Genomic DNA, 15,309 nt, shown 5'->3' on the forward strand with positions numbered 1-15,309 from the left:
GGGCCGCCCCGAACGGGGCGGCCCTCCTCGTTTCTCGGCCGTCTCTCGCGCCTCACCACTTGGAAGGCGCACCGCCGGTGTCGAAGTCGCCGGCGTCGTGCCGCATCGTCGCGATGATGCGCAGCAGTGTGTCGATGTGCTCCTCGGGAATGCCGGGTCGGGCGAAGACCTCCGTGTTGAGTTTCTCGGTCGCCTGGATCGCCAATGCCCGTCCCTCCTCGGTGAGTTCGATGAGGGTGGCCCGTCGATCGCTCGGATGCGGGGTACGCCGGACCAGTCCGGCCTTCTCGAGGCGGTCGACTGCGTTGGTGACGCTGGTGGGGTGCACCTGCAGGCGCGCGCTGGCCTTCGCCATCGGCAACGCTCCCGACCTGGTGAAATGCAGCAGCGTGAGGAGTTCGTAGCGCGCGAAGGTCAGGCCGAAGGGCTTGAGCACCTCCTCGACCCGCGCCATCATGATCTGCTGCGCTCGCATCACCGAGGTGACCGCGGCCATGCCGTCGGCGACTTCGCCCCAGCCGTGGGCGGTCCACTGGCGGTGGGCTTCGGCGATGGGGTCGAGGGGGAGTGGTGCGGGCATGCCTCCATCATCCCACGGACGAACGCGCAGGTAGTCAGGGCACACCGGTTTCCGGTGCCTTTCCTGCCGGGTTCAGCGGTACGCGTAGTCGCGGAAACGTTCGTCGACCTCGCCCACACTCAGCCCGAACTCCTCGAGCGTGTACCGGTGCGCGGGTTTCCTTGCCCCGCTGCGGCTTTCTTCGTGCAGGTCGGCCATCGCACGTTCGGCCTCCGCGGTGAACGGCAGACCGAACCGGTCGTACAGGCCGCCGACGGTGCCGAGCGGATCGGCGACGAAATCTCGGTAGTCCACATCGACGAAACGGGCGGGATCGTGCCGGCGGCGCACCTCGGTGAAATGATCGAAACCTCGTGCCCAGAGGTCGAGCTGGCTGCGCCCGATCGTCTCGCCGACGAACGCGTCGGACCATCCCTCGGTGGCCTGCGCCGCGAGGCTGCACACCGACGGGATCACGGTGCGCGGATCGCGATGGGTGACGACGACGAGCGCGTCCGGATACACCGTGAGCAGTTCGTCCAGTGCGAACAGATGACTGGGATTCTTGAGCACCCACCGCTTGTCGGCGTCCGGCAGTCCGATGAGCTGCAGGTTCCTCCGATGCCGGGCATACGCCGCGGTCCAGTCCTGCTCCGCGAGCCACTGCGAATAGGTGGGCAGGTGGGCGAGGCACTCGTAGGAGATCGAGCGGAACGACTGGCGCAGCAACTGCCAGCATTCCTCGACCTCGGCGGCCGACATGTAGTGCACACCCATGAATTCGGGATGCTCGACGTGGTGCTGCGCGAATCCGGCCTCGATACCGGCGAAGACCGGGTTCTCCGCCCAGGTCTCGCGAGGAGGTCGCGGTTGCGGCATCTCGGTCAGCCACATCTCGAGCCCCTGATGGGCGGGATCCGCGGCGAGCAGGCGATGCAGTGCCGTCGTGCCGGTGCGGGGCAGACCGGTGACGAAGATCGGCCGGGTGATCGGGACGTCGGCGTGCTCGGGACGGGCGGCCCAGGCCGATTCCGACAGCAACCGCGCCACGAGGGCACCGCGCAGGAAGACCCGCGACATCTTGCTGCCGAGCGGGGTGAGCTTCTCGTCCCGCGCATACGATTCGAGCAGGACCTCGAGCCCGTCCCGGTAGTCGTCGTCGCCGAAATCGGTCAGGCCCGTCAAGCGGGTCGCGGAGGCGTGCAGATCCTCGACGGTGCCGACGGTGGTGCGTTCGCTCATGTGCTGTCCCGTTCAGTGGTGGTATTCGCCGCAGTTGACGTCGAGGCATTGGCCGGTGATCGCCGACGCCATCGGCGAGGCCAGGAAGATCACCGCATCCGCGATCTCCTCGGTGGTGGGGAGACGCTTCAGATCGGAGGCGGCGGCGGTGTGCTCGTAGATCTGTTCGACGGTGGTGCCGTACTTTCCGGCCTGGTGTTCGAAGTAGCCCTGCAGGATCGGACCCCAGATGTAGCCCGGCGCAACGGAGTTCACGCGGACTCCCTGCGGTCCGAGTTCGGTCGCCAGGGACTGCGACATCGCCAGCAACGCCGACTTCGCGAGCTTGTAACTGCCATAACGTTCCTGGGAGTGCCGCAGCACCATCGAGTTGATGTTGACCACCGCGCCGGCCGACTCGGCGAGGGCGGGGGTGAACAACTGCGTGAGCCGCAGCGCGCCGAGGACGGTAAGTTCCATGCTGTCCCGGATCTGCTGGAAGTCGGTGCGCGCCAGCGGTTTCATCGACGGAACGGAGAAGGCGTTGTTGACGAGCACGTCGACACACCCGAACTCCGAGACCGCCGTCTCGGCGAGTGCGGCGGCGGACCCGTCGTCGGTGATGTCGGTGGGCACGACCAGTGCTCGACGGCCTGTGCCCTCGATTTCCACCGCAACCTTCTCGAGTCGCTCCCGGGTCCGGGCGGCGAGCACCACGTCGGCGCCGTGTTCGGCGCACCGCAGCGCGAGCGTGCGACCCAGTCCCGGGCCGACACCGGAGATCACGACGACGCGGTCGCGGAGCAGTCCCGTTGCCGCGCTCATCCGAGCATCCGATCGGCGACGCCACGCTGGCGTTCCGCGATGCGCTGCGCCCAGGCCTCGGGGGTGATGCGGTTCGAACGGTGGAAGGGCAGGACCTCGGGGAGCCGGTCGAACGGCACCACCTCGGCGGTCGGACCGTCGGCTGCGGTGAGTCCGCGATCGAGGCGCTGCCAGCGGAACTGCAGGATCCCGCGGCTGCGGCCGAGGGTCTCGACCCAGTTGGTCAGCCCCGGATTGCGGGCCGAGACGACGATCCTGACCATCCCGTCAGGATCGACCTGCGCCTGACTGTTGTTCAAGGAGGTCTGGTGGTGGATGTAATCCAGGGAGATGTACCAGAGACTGCCGATCTGGAAGCCCAGATAGGGCGCGTCGCTCGCCGGGAGGGTCAGGACCATCGCCTCGTCGTCGCCGAGTTCGTAGTGCCCGACGGACGAGTACTGGGTGTCCAGACCGCCGGGGGTGCGGCGCGGTTCGGTGACCGTGTTCACCGGCAGCTTCAGATAGAACCACTCGGGGAACTGCAGCCAGGTCTTCACCCGCGAGACCAGCGCGCGACCGGCACGTTCGTAACGGGTGACCACGTCCTGGTGGGTGGGCTCGGGTGCGGGGGCGCCGAGGCTGTCGAGCCGGTGGATGCTCAGCGTGCCGCGGCGCTGCGTCCAGTCGCTGTAGACCTCGCGGACCACGAGCTGCGAAGAGCCGGGCGCGAGCGGGAAGTAGTTCCGTTCCGGGTCGCGTGGGCCGGGTCCGAACCGCACCTCGAAGGTGCCGTCGTCGGCGATGGTCAACGCGCGGTCGTCGAAGGCCGTGACGTTGCCGGGTACCTCGGCGTCGGTGTAGTTGCCGGCCAGCACCTGGAAGCTGAGATCGCAGGTCGTGCCTCGGCGCCCGGTGACGACATATTCGGCGTCGTCGCGGATCGACGCGCCCCAGTACAGGGTGTCGGGATTGTCGAGGCCCATCTTCGCGTAGGGGCCGGTGCCGGTGACGAAGACCGGGTGGGATCGGCTGTACGCGAAGGTGGCGTGGACGCACGCCGAGATCCCGCCCGCCAGATATCCGTATCCCTCGACGAGGTCCTGTTCGGTGCGGATGTGCGGGGCGGTGGCGACGAGTTTCTCGGCCTCGGCTATCGACGCGGTGAGCGGATCGGTGAGCACTGCGATCTCCTGTGGTCCAAATATGTACCGCTGCGGTAGTCTTCCGTTGCGCCGAGAGTAGAACGTGTTCCAGGGAGGGTCAATGGCTCGTCGCGAGACCGAGACGCTCGGGGAGTCGACTGCCGGGGCGGGAGCCGCCCGCCGGTCGCCACCCACGGAACGCGTCGTGCAGGTCCTCGACCACCTCGTCGCGCGACCCGGTGTCCGGTTCGGACTGTCGGAACTGGCGCGCGAACTCGACCTGAGCAAGCCCACCTGCCTGGGCATCCTCACCGTGCTCGCCGACGCCGGCTATCTGGTCCGCGATCCCGTCGACAAGACCTACGGGCTCGGCCCGGCGCTGATCGTCGCGGGACGCGCCGCCCAGCGCGGCTTCGCGTCCGGGCCGGTCGCGCACCGGCATCTCGCCGCGCTCGCCGAGGAGTTCGGCGTGATGTGCTCCGCGTCGGCGGTCGTCGGCGACCGGATCGCGGTGCTCGACGTCGTCGGTGGACACGGCGCGGCCGCGGCGGCGCGCGTGGGGGAGGTGTACCCCTTCGCGCCCCCGGTAGGGCTGATGTACGTGCTGTGGGACACCGACGAACGCATCGAACAGTGGCTGCGGCGCGAACCGACCCTGCCCGTGACCGTCGACCTCGACGACCTGTGGCGGATCGTCACCGAATGTCGCCGGACGGGTTATCTGGCCGAGCCCCTCACGCCCGGCGGCCGTCGCCTGTACGCGCTCATGGCGGGGGTGGTCTCGCACGACCTCGCGCCCGAGATGCGGGAGATGCTGGCGGAACTCGTGGCCGGCCCCGGCGAGCGCGTGCTGGTGCCCGGTGCCTTCGCCGCGGGGGAGAAGCGGGCGGTCAACCTCGTGGCCGCCCCGGCCTACGATCCCGAGGGCCACCAGTCACTCGTGCTCACGCTGCACCTCGAGCGGGAGGTGGACGCCGCCGGGATCGAGCGGTGCGGTGCCGCGCTCGTGGCGGTCGCGGATGCGATCACCGCCGATCTCGGCGGACGTCGACCGGCGCGCTGACGGACGGTTGCGGGGACCGCCCGTTGACCTGGAATTGAAACTCGTTCTACTGTTGCGGAGTAATCTTCGACCGCGTCGGTACACATATGTACCGCGCCGGGTGAGAGGGGCACGAGTGACCACGGTGCCACCGCAACGACCACCGATCTACGAACTGCCGCTGCTCGGTGCGCTCGAGGCCGAGTCCGTGCACATCTTCCGCGAGGTCGCCGCGACCTTCTCCCGTCCCGTCCTGCTGTTCTCGGGCGGCAAGGACTCCGCGGTGATGCTCCATCTCGCGGCCGAGGCGTTCTGGCCCGCGCCGCTGCCGTTCCCCGTGCTGCACATCGACACCGGACACAACTTCGACGAGGTGATCGACTTCCGCGACCGCACCGTCGAACGGCTGGGGCTGCGGTCGATCGTCGCTTCGGTGCAGGACGACATCGACGCCGGGCGCGCCGTCGAGGACGACGGACCGCACGCGACCCGCAACCGGCTGCAGACCGGAACCCTCCTGCGCGCGTTGAGGGAAGGCGGATTCGACGCCGTCTTCGGGGGCGCCCGCCGCGACGAGGAGAAGGCCCGCGCGAAGGAACGCATCTTCAGTCTGCGCGACGAGTTCGGGCAGTGGGACCCGAAGGCGCAACGACCCGAACTGTGGCAGCTGTACAACGGGCGGCACCGCCGCGGCGAACACATGCGGGTCTTCCCGCTGTCCAACTGGACCGAACTCGACATCTGGCGCTACATCCGCGACGAAGGCGTCGACCTGCCGTCCCTGTACTACGCCCACCGGCGGCCGGTGATCGAACGCGACGGAATGCTGCTCGCACACACCCGTTTTCTCACCATCCTCCCCGGAGAAACCCCGCGCGAGAGCCTCGTCCGGTTCCGCACCGTCGGTGACGCGACGTGCACCGGCTGCGTCGAATCCGCTGCCACCACCGCGGACGAGGTGGTCACCGAGGTCTCCGCCAGCCGGGTCACCGAACGCGGCGCCACGCGGGCGGACGACCGGATCTCCGACGCCGGGATGGAAGACCGCAAGAGGGAAGGATATTTCTGATGTCCCGCCTGCTGCGCATCGCCACCGCCGGCAGCGTCGACGACGGCAAGTCCACGCTCATCGGTCGATTGCTGTTCGACTCGAAGGCCGTCTTCGAGGACCAACTCGAGGCGGTGACCCGCACGAGCCTCGACCGCGGTGCCGACCGCGCCGATCTCGCGCTGCTCACCGACGGCCTGCGCGCCGAACGCGAACAGGGCATCACGATCGACGTCGCCTATCGCTATTTCGCCACGGCGCACAGAACATTCGTCATCGCCGACACTCCCGGTCACGAGCAGTACACGCGCAACATGGTCACCGGGGCGTCCACCGCCGACCTGGCGCTCGTCCTCGTCGACGCCCGCAACGGCATCGTCGAGCAGACCCGCCGGCACGCCTTCCTCGCGTCGCTGCTCGGGGTGCGGCACGTGGTGCTGTGCATCAACAAGATGGATCTGGTGGACTGGTCGCAGAGCCGGTTCGACGAGATCTGCGACGAATTCCGGAATTTCGCGGCCAAGCTCGACATGCCCGACCTCGCCTTCGTTCCCGTCTCCGCGCTGCACGGCGACAACGTCGTCTCCCGCACCGCGAACATGCCGTGGTACGAGGGCACTTCGCTGCTGCACCATCTCGAACAGGTCCACATCGCGTCGGACACCAACCTCATCGACGCGCGACTGCCCGTGCAGTACGTCATCCGCCCGGGCGAGGGCGAGCACCGCGACTTCCGCGGTTACGCGGGAACGGTCGCCGCCGGCGGATTCGCGCCGGGCGACGACGTGGTCGTTCTCCCTTCCGGTTTCGGAACGCGGGTGCGGACGCTGTGGGGGCCGGGCGGAACGGAACTCGAGCACGCCTTCGCCGGTGCGGCGGTGTGCGTCGAACTCGAGGACGACCTCGATGTCGGACGCGGCGACATGCTGTGCCGCCCCAACAACCGTCCGCTCGTCGGCCGCGAGATCGACGCCATGGTGTGCTGGTTCGACGAACGCTCCGCCCTCGACCCGGACGCCTGTTACGCCCTGCTGCACACCACGCGCTCGACCACCGCGCGGGTCGCGCGGCTGGACTACCGTCTCGACGTCAACAGCCTGCACCGCGACGAGGCCGCGACGACGCTCGGTCTCAACGAGATCGGCCGCGTGCAACTGCGGACGCAACAGCCGCTGCTGTTCGATCCCTACCGGCGCAACCGCACCACCGGAAGCTTCGTGCTCGTCGACGAACGCACCGGCAACACCGTCGCGGCCGGAATGATCACCGGTCCGACACTCGCCGACGCGGCGGTGGTCTGGCACTCGGCGGCAGTCTCGCGGGCCGAACGGGGCAGGGCCGGGGCGACGGTGTGGCTCACCGGGCTGTCCGCCTCCGGCAAGTCCACCCTCGCCGTCGAACTCGAACGGCGACTGCTCGCCGAGGGCATCCCCGCCTACCGCCTCGACGGCGACAACCTCCGGCACGGCCTCAACGCCGACCTCGGGTTCGGTCCGGAGGACCGCGCGGAGAACGTCCGCCGCGTCGGTGCGGTCGCCCAGATGATGGCCGACGCCGGACTCGTCGCGATCTGCGCGCTCATCAGTCCCTACCGTCAGGACCGCGACCGCATCCGCCGGCAGCACGAGGAGGCCGGAATCCGCTTCGTCGAGGTCTTCGTCGACACCCCGCTCGCCGACTGCGAGGCCCGCGACCCGAAGGGCATGTACGCGCGGGCACGTGCCGGTGAGATCACCGGTTTCACCGGCGTCGACGATCCCTACGAACCACCGTCCGATCCCGAGCTGGTCGTGCGCCCCCACGACGGCACGCCTGCCGTGCAGGCGGGCCTCGTCGTGGAATTGTTGAGGCCATGACGCACGACAACAGCGACGACGCTCGACCCGCGGCCGAGGGCGACGACGCCCGACTCGCGGCCGAGACGGCTTCCGGCGCAGGTGAACTGCTGCTCACGGTCCGCGCCATCGAATCGGATGCCCTCACCGGGCGCGAGCTGGGCCGGCGCGGCGACCACGCCGCCAACACCTACATCCTCGAACGGCTGGCGACCGCGCGGCCCGGCGACGCGGTGCTCTCGGAGGAATCCGCGGACGATCCGGCCCGGGTCGGCGCCGACCGCGTCTGGATCATCGACCCGCTCGACGGGTCGAAGGAGTACGGAATGCCCGACCACGTCGACTGGGCGGTCCACATCGCGCTCTGGGAGGCAGGACGAGGGCTCACCGCCGCCGCGGTCGCGCAACCGGCGATCGGCGTCGTCCACAGCACCGCAGATCCGGTTCCGGCGCCGCGGCCGGCCCGCCGTCGCCCCCGCATCGTCATCAGCGGGAGCAGGCCGCCCGCCTTCGTCTTCGATCTGGCCCGCGATCTCGGCGCCGACCTGATCCGGATGGGTTCGGCCGGTGCCAAGGCCATGGCGGTGGTCCGCGGGGAGGCCGACGCCTACATCCACGCCGGCGGTCAGTGGGAGTGGGATTCGGCGGCGCCGGTCGCGGTCGCGCGCGCCGCGGGTCTGCACTGCGCCCGGATCGACGGCAGCGAACTCGAATACAACCGGCCGCACCCGTATCTGCCCGACCTCGTGATCTGCCGCGCAGACTGGGCACCGGAGGTGATGTCCGCGCTGGCCGCGCACGCCACCGGGCCGACCGACAGCCCCCGCGCCGCGATGGCACGCGCATACATCCGATCCCTGGTCAGCCACGACGCGTCCCATGTCCGGCTCGCCGAGGACGCCTGGCGGGTCGAGAACGGGGAACGCACCGGTGACAGCGGCATCGAGATCCGCGACCGGCTCGAGAACGGCCCGGAATACCGGCCCATCCGCCGCGTCCGCAACCTGCAGTTCCGCGAATGGCACCACAGTGTCGTCGCGCGGTTCGTCCTGGACATCGCGGCAGGTCCGGGCGCCGAGACGTCGGTTGCGGTGACCGAGCACTTCGACATCCCTGCGGGGGAGATCCGGTCGATCGTCGCGATCATCGAGCCCGTGCAGGGTAATAGTTGAATTCGTTGTTGTAGCTTTCGAACGAAAGTCACCATGATCGAGAGGCATCACCATGGCCGAAGCACGTGACATCGGGGACGGCATCCACGTCGTTCCCGTCCCGGTGGCGGACCTGCCCGTCGGCGACACCCAGGTCTACGTGATGGAATCCCCGCGCGGCGTCGTCCTCGTCGACGTCGGCTGGAACGACGACCGGTCGTGGGCGGCGCTGCAGGACGGTCTGTCCACGGCGGGCCTGTCGGTCACCGACGTCGAGGGCGTGGTGGTCACGCACTTCCATCCCGACCATGTCGGGCTCACCGGGCGTATCCGGGAGGCCTCCGGCTGCTGGGTCGCGATGAACGAGGCCGACTTCGCCCACCTCGAGGTCATGCTCTCCGACGACGACCGCCGTCCCCAGGAAGCCGACCTGCTGCGCCGCGCCGGGGCACCCGAGGACGCGATCGAGGAATCGCTCGCCACCCTCGTACCGGCGGTCGGCCGTCCCGACGCGCTGCCCGACCGCAAACTCGGTGCCGACGAGACGATCCCGCTGACGGGACGAGCCCTGCGCACCGTGCTGACCCCCGGCCACACCGCCGGCCACGCGTGTTTCCTGCTCGAGGAACACGGCGTGCTGTTCAGCGGCGACCACGTCCTCGCGACCACTACCCCGCACGTCGGCGAGTTCGATTTCCCTCTGCCGCAACGCGACGCGCTGGGGGAGTACCTCGACTCGCTGCGCGCGGTCGCCGACCTGCCCGTGCGACGCGCACTGCCCGCGCACCGGCAGCAGATCGACGACCTGCCGCACCGCGTCGGCGAACTGATCGCCCATCACGACCAGCGCCTCGACGGTCTCTACGACGCGTTCGGCGACGAGGAACTCACGCTGTGGGAGGCCACCGCCCGCATGCGCTGGTACCGGCCGTGGGACGAGACCCCCTTGCACGGCAAGCGGATGGCGCTCGCAGAGGGCTCGGCGCACGTCCGGCAACTCATCGAGCGGGGACGGGTCCGTCGCGTGCCCGGTACGGAACCCGCCCGCTTCGCGCGCGTGCAGACCCGATGAGCCCCGACGAGCTGGTCACCGAGTTCTGCCGGCGCTGGGCCGATCCCGACCCTGCCGAACTCGCGGCCTTCTTCGCCGACGACGCCGTCTTCCACAACATCCCGATGGAACCGATCCGCGGCCGCGCGGCCATCGAGGAGTACATCGCGGGCTTCGTGACGTCCTTCGGGGCCATCGACTACCGCATCCACCACCAGGCGGTCTCCGGCAACGTCGTGCTCAACGAACGCACCGATGTGTTCACGATGAACGGCCGGACGATCGAACTGCCCGTCACGGGCGTCTTCGAGATCGTCGACGGGAAGATCGCGGCCTGCCGCGACTACTTCGATCCCACACCCTTCACCACCGGAGCCTGACCGGCCCCTGGGACACCGAAGGCCCCTGGAGCACCTGAAGGCCCCTGGAACGCCGAAGGCCCCGCTTCGTGAGAAGCGGGGCCTTCGTGGTGCCCTCGGCAGGATTCGAACCTGCGACTTCTTGCTCCGGAGGCAAGCGCTCTATCCCCTGAGCTACGAGGGCATCCGGACCACCGGATGACCGGAGGTGCGGGAGTTAGCCTAGCGCATCGAGCGCTCAACTCCACATCGCCAGGTCAGAGCCGGTTTTCGGCCCGGAGTCGCGGTTTCACCCGCGCGGAGGCTCAATTGAGGGGCAGCGGTTCGGCGCCGCGCTCGGCGAGCAGCGACCTCATCAGATCCGATTCGCCCTGCTGCGTCGCGACCATCGTGCCCGCCAGATTGCGCACCGCCGAGGTGCTCGCGTACTGCTCGCCGTACTCCATCATCGGCAGACCACCCTCGTGGTGGCGCAACATCAGCTGGAGGAAGAGCACGTCCAGTTCGGGTCCGCGCGCGGCCCGGAGATTCGCGAGATCCTCGGAGGTCGCCATCCCCGGCATCAGGTGCGAGCTGTCCGAATTCTCGGACTCGGTGGTCGCGCCGTGAGCACCGTGGCTGTGACCCGTCTCCGTCTCGGTCATCCATTCCATGTACTCGCCCGTCGGCAGCGCCGGCTGTCCCCACAGCGACAACCAGCCCTGCATCTGACCGATCTGGTTCTGCTGGGTGGTGAGGATGTCGTACGCGATGTTGCGGATCCGATCGTCCTCCGAATTGGAGACCGCCACGGCGGCCATCTCGACGCCCTGGTCGTGGTGCACGATCATGTCCTGCGCGAATCCGACGTCCACCGAGCCGGCCTCCGGCGCCGCCTGCGCGGAGTCCTCGAAGGGGATCCGGGACAGGAACCCCGCGAGGAAACCGACGGCGACCGCGGCGACGGTGAGCAGCACCAACAGCAGCCGGTTGTGCCCACCGCGCTCGGGGGTGGAGATGTCCGAGGTGGTCTCGCTCATCGTCAGCTCCCGGCCGGTGCCTGCTGCATGTCGCCGGCGGTCTCCGCGTTCATCGGCACCGCGTCGGGGCCGGGCTCGGAGGCGTCGAAGGCCGGCGGGTTCGCCGGATCGAACGAACCGGGGATCGTCGAGCAGCTCGCCCCCACCTCGGGGTAGGTGTACTGGTTCAGGCGCAGCGCGCTGATGAACTGGTCGATGCGTTCGTCGTCGACGCTGTCGACCTTGAGCTGGTGACCCCACGACTGCAGCGCGATCGGGGCGTCGAGGCCCGGGTAGGGCGACATCAGCGTGTAGGTGCGGCCGTCGACCTTCTGACGCAGCGTGTCGACCGCGGCGTCGTCGAGCAGATCGGGGTTGTAGGCCACCCACACGGCGCCGTGCTCGAGGGAGTGGACCATGTTCTCGGTCCGGACCGGCTGCTCGTAGACCGTGCCGGTGCAGGTCGCCCAGACGGAGTCGTGGGGGCCACCGAAGGGCGGCGACTGGTCGTACGCGACGCGCTGGCCCGGCGCGACGTGCACACCGGCCGGATACTCGATCTTCAGCACGCCCTCGATGTCGTCCGACGGGTCCTGGTTGGACTCCGACGGCGTCCACGCCGACATCTCCTGCTGGTTCTGGTACTTCGGGATCAGGCTCACAGCGATCACGGCGACCAGCACGACGACGAGGCCCACGCCGCCGATTGTCAACCACGGGATCTGACGCTGCGCGGGGACCCCGCGAGCGCCGCCGCTCTTCTTCTTGGCGGCCTGAATGGCCTTCGACGACTTGGCTCCGGTCTTCTTGTTACCGGAGCCGCCACTAACCGAACCGCTGGGCATCGCTGTGTGCTCTTTCGACGGGTGGACAGGCGGACGCGCGCCCATCGGGCGCACAAACACCCACAACTCTACGGGCGTGCTCTCGCGCGGTGCCCGGAGCTGCCGGTAGGGGGAGCGTCGGCGCCGCGATCGACCAGCCAATAGGATGGACACCTGTGACTCCCTCCGACCTTGCTCAGCTGCTCCGCGGAACCGCCGCCGGTGTCCTCACCGACCGTGGTCTCGACGCGTCCGTTCTTCCCGAGACCCTCACCGTCGAGCGCCCGCGCAATCCGGAGCACGGCGACTACGCGACCAACGTCGCGATGCAGGTCGCGAAGAAGGTCGGCGTCAATCCCCGCGAACTCGCCACCTGGCTCGCCGAGGCCCTGACCGCCGCCGACGGCATCGACTCCGCCGATGTCGCGGGACCCGGCTTCCTCAACATCCGGCTCGCCGCCGACGCCCAGGGAGCGATCGTGGCGAAGGTGCTCGCCGAGGGCGCCGCCTACGGCAACGGCAGCGACCTTGCGAACACGAGGATCAACCTCGAGTTCGTCTCAGCCAACCCCACCGGCCCGATCCACCTCGGTGGTACCCGCTGGGCCGCGGTCGGCGACGCGCTCGGCCGCATCCTCACCGCTCAGGGCGGCGAGGTCACCCGCGAGTACTACTTCAACGACCACGGCGCGCAGATCGACCGCTTCACCCGGTCGCTCATCGCCTCCGCGCTCGGACAGCCCGCCCCCGAGGACGGCTACGCCGGCGCGTACATCGTCGACATCGCCTCCTCCGTGCTCGAGCAGCGCCCCGATGCCCTCGAACTCCCCGAGGCCGAGCGGCACGAGACCTTCCGCTCCATCGGCGTGGACCTGATGTTCGCGCACATCAAGAGCACCCTCCACGAGTTCGGTGTCGACTTCGACGTGTACTTCCACGAGAACTCCCTCTTCGAGAGCGGAGCGGTCGACAAGGCCGTCGAGACCCTCAAGGCGTCGGGCAATCTGTACTTCGACGACGGCGCCTGGTGGCTCAAGAGCACCGACTACGGCGACGACAAGGACCGCGTCGTCATCAAGTCCGACGGCAACGCCGCCTACATCGCCGGCGACATCGCCTACTTCCAGGACAAGCGCTCGCGCGGCTTCGACCTGTGCATCTACATGCTCGGGGCCGACCACCACGGCTACATCGCGCGCCTCAAGGCCGCCGCGGCGGCCTTCGGCGACGACCCCGACACCGTCGAGGTGATGATCGGCCAGATGGTCAACCTCGTCCGCGGTGGCGAGGCCGTGAAGATGAGCAAGCGGGCCGGCACCGTCATCACCCTCGACGACCTCGTCGAGGCGATCGGCGTCGACGCCGCGCGCTACTCGCTCGTGCGGTCCTCGGTGGACCAGAGCATCGACATCGACCTCGAACTGTGGGCCAGCACCACGAACGAGAACCCGGTCTACTACGTGCAGTACGCCCACGCGCGGCTGTCGTCGATCGCGCGCAACGCCGCCGATCTCGGCCTGACCACCGAGGGCGCCGACTTCGCGCTGCTCACCCACGAGCGCGAGGGCGACCTGATCCGCACCCTCGGCGAGTACCCCCGGGTGCTCGCGAAGGCGGCCGAACTGCGCGAACCGCACCGCGTCGCCCGGTACCTCGAGGAACTCGCGGGCACCTACCACCGCTTCTACGACGCCTGCCGGATCCTCCCGCAGGGCGACGAGGAGGCCGGCCCGCTGCACACCGCGCGACTCGCGTTGTGTGCGGCTGCACGTCAGGTCCTCGCCAACGGCCTCGGCCTGCTCGGCGTCAGCGCCCCGGAGCGGATGTGAACGCGCATCCGGCGGGACCGCGCCACGCCCAGATCCCGCACGCCCCGAACCTGCCCGAACGACCCACCGACGCCGCGGCGCTCAACGCGCTCGCTCCGCACGTGTGGCCGCGCAACGCGTCGCGCGGCGAGGACGGCGTCATGAGCATCGCCGGCATCCCGGTGACCGAGCTCGCCGAGAAGTACGGCACCCCGCTGTTCGTCGTCGACGAGGACGACTTCCGCTCCCGCTGCCGGGAGATCGCGGAGGCCTTCGGTCCGTCGGCGAAGGTGCACTACGCGTCGAAGGCGTTCCTGTGCAGCGAGATCGCGCGGTGGGTCCATCAGGAAGGGCTCTCGCTCGACGTCTCGTCCGGTGGTGAGCTCGCCGTGGCCCTGCACGCCGGCTTCCCCGCCGGGAAGATCGCGATGCACGGCAACAACAAGTCCGTCCGCGAACTGCAGGCCGCCGTGACCGCCGGGGTCGGGCACATCGTGCTCGACTCGCTCGCCGAGATCGACCGGCTCGACGCGGTCGCCGATGAGGCCGGTGTCGTCCAGGACGTGCTCATCCGCGTGACCGTGGGCGTCGAGGCCCACACCCACGAGTTCATCTCCACCGCGCACGAGGACCAGAAGTTCGGGCTCTCGCTCGCCGGCGGCAACGCCATGCAGGCCGTGCGCCGCGTCTTCGCGGCCGACAACCTGCGCCTCGTCGGTCTGCACAGCCACATCGGTTCGCAGATCTTCGACGTCGACGGCTTCGAACTGGCCGCCCACCGCGTCATCGGCCTGCTGCGCGACATCGTCGCCGAGTTCGGTGTCGACAAGACCTCGCAGATGAACATCGTCGATCTCGGCGGTGGCCTCGGCATCTCGTACGTGCCGAGCGACGACCCGCCGCCGGTCGCCGATCTCGCGGCGAAGCTCAACGACATCGTCCGCACCGAGTCCGCGCTCGCGGGGCTGCCGGCCCCGACCCTCGCGGTCGAACCCGGCCGCGCCATCGCCGGACCGGGCACGGTGACGCTCTACGAGGTGGGAACCCTCAAGGACGTCGAGGTCGGTTCCGGGCACGTCCGCCGCTACATCAGTGTCGACGGCGGCATGAGCGACAACATCCGCACGTCGCTGTACCAGGCGGAGTACGAGTCGCGCCTCGTCTCCCGCGTGAGCGACGCCGAGCCGGTGGTCTCGCGTGTCGTCGGCAAGCACTGCGAGAGCGGCGACATCGTCATCCGCGACGCCTGGATGCCCGCCGACGTCGCAGCCGGTGATTTACTGGCGGTCGCGGCGACGGGTGCATACTGCTACTCGATGTCGAGCAGGTACAACCTGCTGCCTCGCCCCGCCGTCGTGGCGGTCAAGGACGGTGTCTCGCGCGTTCTGCTGCGCCGCGAGACCCTCGAAGATCTGCTCAACTTGGAGGTTTCGGAGTGACCAGTGCAACGGCGACCGATGCTTC

General features: G+C 69.1%; 14 protein-coding genes and 1 tRNA gene. 8 read left to right on the forward strand and 7 right to left on the reverse strand.

The window, feature by feature from the left end; all coding sequences use genetic code 11:
- Positions 1-52 precede the first annotated feature (52 nt).
- The 4 genes from C6Y44_RS08480 to C6Y44_RS08495 form a co-directional block, all read right to left on the reverse strand.
- Complete coding sequence (locus C6Y44_RS08480) at positions 53-580, reverse strand: MarR family winged helix-turn-helix transcriptional regulator (RefSeq protein ID WP_159418717.1); 528 nt, start codon at positions 578-580, stop codon at positions 53-55.
- Between the two features lie 72 nt (positions 581-652).
- Complete coding sequence (locus C6Y44_RS08485) at positions 653-1,801, reverse strand: sulfotransferase family protein (RefSeq protein WP_159418716.1); 1,149 nt, start codon at positions 1,799-1,801, stop codon at positions 653-655.
- A 12-nt stretch (positions 1,802-1,813) separates the two neighbouring features.
- On the reverse strand, positions 1,814-2,605 hold the full coding sequence (locus C6Y44_RS08490; protein WP_159418715.1) for an SDR family oxidoreductase: 792 nt from the start codon (positions 2,603-2,605) through the stop codon (positions 1,814-1,816).
- Positions 2,602-3,768 (reverse strand): hypothetical protein, encoded by a 1,167-nt coding sequence (locus C6Y44_RS08495; protein ID WP_159418714.1) that lies wholly within the window; start codon positions 3,766-3,768, stop codon positions 2,602-2,604. The genes C6Y44_RS08490 and C6Y44_RS08495 overlap by 4 nt, the downstream gene beginning before the upstream one ends.
- A gap of 82 nt (positions 3,769-3,850) precedes the next feature.
- Between C6Y44_RS08495 and C6Y44_RS08500 the strand changes: the two genes are divergently transcribed.
- The 6 genes from C6Y44_RS08500 (at position 3,851) to C6Y44_RS08525 (ending at position 10,236) form a co-directional block, all read left to right on the forward strand.
- Positions 3,851-4,792, forward strand: coding sequence for a helix-turn-helix domain-containing protein (locus tag C6Y44_RS08500; RefSeq protein WP_159418713.1), 942 nt, complete (start codon positions 3,851-3,853; stop codon positions 4,790-4,792).
- Between the two features lie 115 nt (positions 4,793-4,907).
- Positions 4,908-5,840: a sulfate adenylyltransferase subunit CysD gene (gene cysD / locus C6Y44_RS08505; protein WP_159418712.1), complete on the forward strand. Its 933-nt coding sequence runs from the start codon at positions 4,908-4,910 to the stop codon at positions 5,838-5,840.
- A complete protein-coding gene (cysC, locus tag C6Y44_RS08510; RefSeq protein WP_159418711.1) occupies positions 5,840-7,675 on the forward strand; it encodes an adenylyl-sulfate kinase in 1,836 nt (611 codons plus the stop codon). The genes cysD and cysC overlap by 1 nt, the downstream gene beginning before the upstream one ends.
- Positions 7,672-8,826, forward strand: coding sequence for a 3'(2'),5'-bisphosphate nucleotidase CysQ (locus C6Y44_RS08515; RefSeq protein ID WP_159418710.1), 1,155 nt, complete (start codon positions 7,672-7,674; stop codon positions 8,824-8,826). The genes cysC and C6Y44_RS08515 overlap by 4 nt, the downstream gene beginning before the upstream one ends.
- A 52-nt stretch (positions 8,827-8,878) precedes the next feature.
- Positions 8,879-9,877, forward strand: coding sequence for an MBL fold metallo-hydrolase (locus C6Y44_RS08520; RefSeq protein ID WP_159418709.1), 999 nt, complete (start codon positions 8,879-8,881; stop codon positions 9,875-9,877).
- The gene (locus C6Y44_RS08525; RefSeq protein ID WP_159418708.1) at positions 9,874-10,236 is read left to right on the forward strand and encodes a nuclear transport factor 2 family protein; all 363 of its coding nucleotides are present in this window, start codon (positions 9,874-9,876) and stop codon (positions 10,234-10,236) included. Before C6Y44_RS08520 ends, C6Y44_RS08525 begins: the two co-directional genes overlap by 4 nt.
- Positions 10,237-10,323: 87 nt before the next feature.
- On the opposite strand, the gene C6Y44_RS08530 is transcribed toward C6Y44_RS08525, so the two are convergent.
- From C6Y44_RS08530 to C6Y44_RS08540, 3 genes are all read right to left on the reverse strand, one after another.
- Positions 10,324-10,399, reverse strand: a tRNA-Arg gene (locus tag C6Y44_RS08530).
- A 121-nt stretch (positions 10,400-10,520) separates the two neighbouring features.
- Positions 10,521-11,234 (reverse strand): DUF305 domain-containing protein, encoded by a 714-nt coding sequence (locus C6Y44_RS08535; RefSeq protein ID WP_159418707.1) that lies wholly within the window; start codon positions 11,232-11,234, stop codon positions 10,521-10,523.
- 2 nt (positions 11,235-11,236) lie between these two features.
- Entirely contained in the window at positions 11,237-12,058 is an 822-nt protein-coding gene (locus C6Y44_RS08540; RefSeq protein WP_159418706.1) for a DUF3105 domain-containing protein, read from the reverse strand.
- Positions 12,059-12,213: 155 nt separating this feature from the next.
- Here C6Y44_RS08540 and argS point away from each other — a divergent pair, with 155 nt between their 5' ends.
- Positions 12,214-13,866 carry an arginine--tRNA ligase gene (gene argS, locus C6Y44_RS08545; RefSeq protein WP_159418705.1) on the forward strand — a complete coding sequence of 551 codons (1,653 nt, stop codon included), beginning with the start codon at positions 12,214-12,216 and terminating at the stop codon, positions 13,864-13,866.
- Positions 13,863-15,284, forward strand: a complete 1,422-nt coding sequence (gene lysA / locus C6Y44_RS08550; RefSeq protein WP_192378742.1) for a diaminopimelate decarboxylase — start codon at positions 13,863-13,865, stop codon at positions 15,282-15,284. Before argS ends, lysA begins: the two co-directional genes overlap by 4 nt.
- The last annotated feature ends 25 nt before the right edge of the window (positions 15,285-15,309 follow it).

This window comes from Rhodococcus rhodochrous (assembly GCF_014854695.1).
Classification (GTDB): domain Bacteria; phylum Actinomycetota; class Actinomycetes; order Mycobacteriales; family Mycobacteriaceae; genus Rhodococcus.

Bases quoted from the DNA above. Each gene is read 5' to 3' on its own strand.
- C6Y44_RS08480 (WP_159418717.1), bottom strand. From the start codon at position 580: ATGCCCGCACCACTCCCCCTCGACCCCATCGCCGAAGCCCACCGCCAG.
- C6Y44_RS08485 (WP_159418716.1), bottom strand. From the start codon at position 1,801: ATGAGCGAACGCACCACCGTCGGCACCGTCGAGGATCTGCACGCCTCC.
- C6Y44_RS08490 (WP_159418715.1), bottom strand. From the start codon at position 2,605: ATGAGCGCGGCAACGGGACTGCTCCGCGACCGCGTCGTCGTGATCTCC.
- C6Y44_RS08500 (WP_159418713.1), top strand. From the start codon at position 3,851: ATGGCTCGTCGCGAGACCGAGACGCTCGGGGAGTCGACTGCCGGGGCG.
- cysC (WP_159418711.1), top strand. From the start codon at position 5,840: ATGTCCCGCCTGCTGCGCATCGCCACCGCCGGCAGCGTCGACGACGGC.
- C6Y44_RS08515 (WP_159418710.1), top strand. From the start codon at position 7,672: ATGACGCACGACAACAGCGACGACGCTCGACCCGCGGCCGAGGGCGAC.
- C6Y44_RS08520 (WP_159418709.1), top strand. From the start codon at position 8,879: ATGGCCGAAGCACGTGACATCGGGGACGGCATCCACGTCGTTCCCGTC.
- C6Y44_RS08525 (WP_159418708.1), top strand. From the start codon at position 9,874: ATGAGCCCCGACGAGCTGGTCACCGAGTTCTGCCGGCGCTGGGCCGAT.
- C6Y44_RS08535 (WP_159418707.1), bottom strand. From the start codon at position 11,234: ATGAGCGAGACCACCTCGGACATCTCCACCCCCGAGCGCGGTGGGCAC.
- C6Y44_RS08540 (WP_159418706.1), bottom strand. From the start codon at position 12,058: ATGCCCAGCGGTTCGGTTAGTGGCGGCTCCGGTAACAAGAAGACCGGA.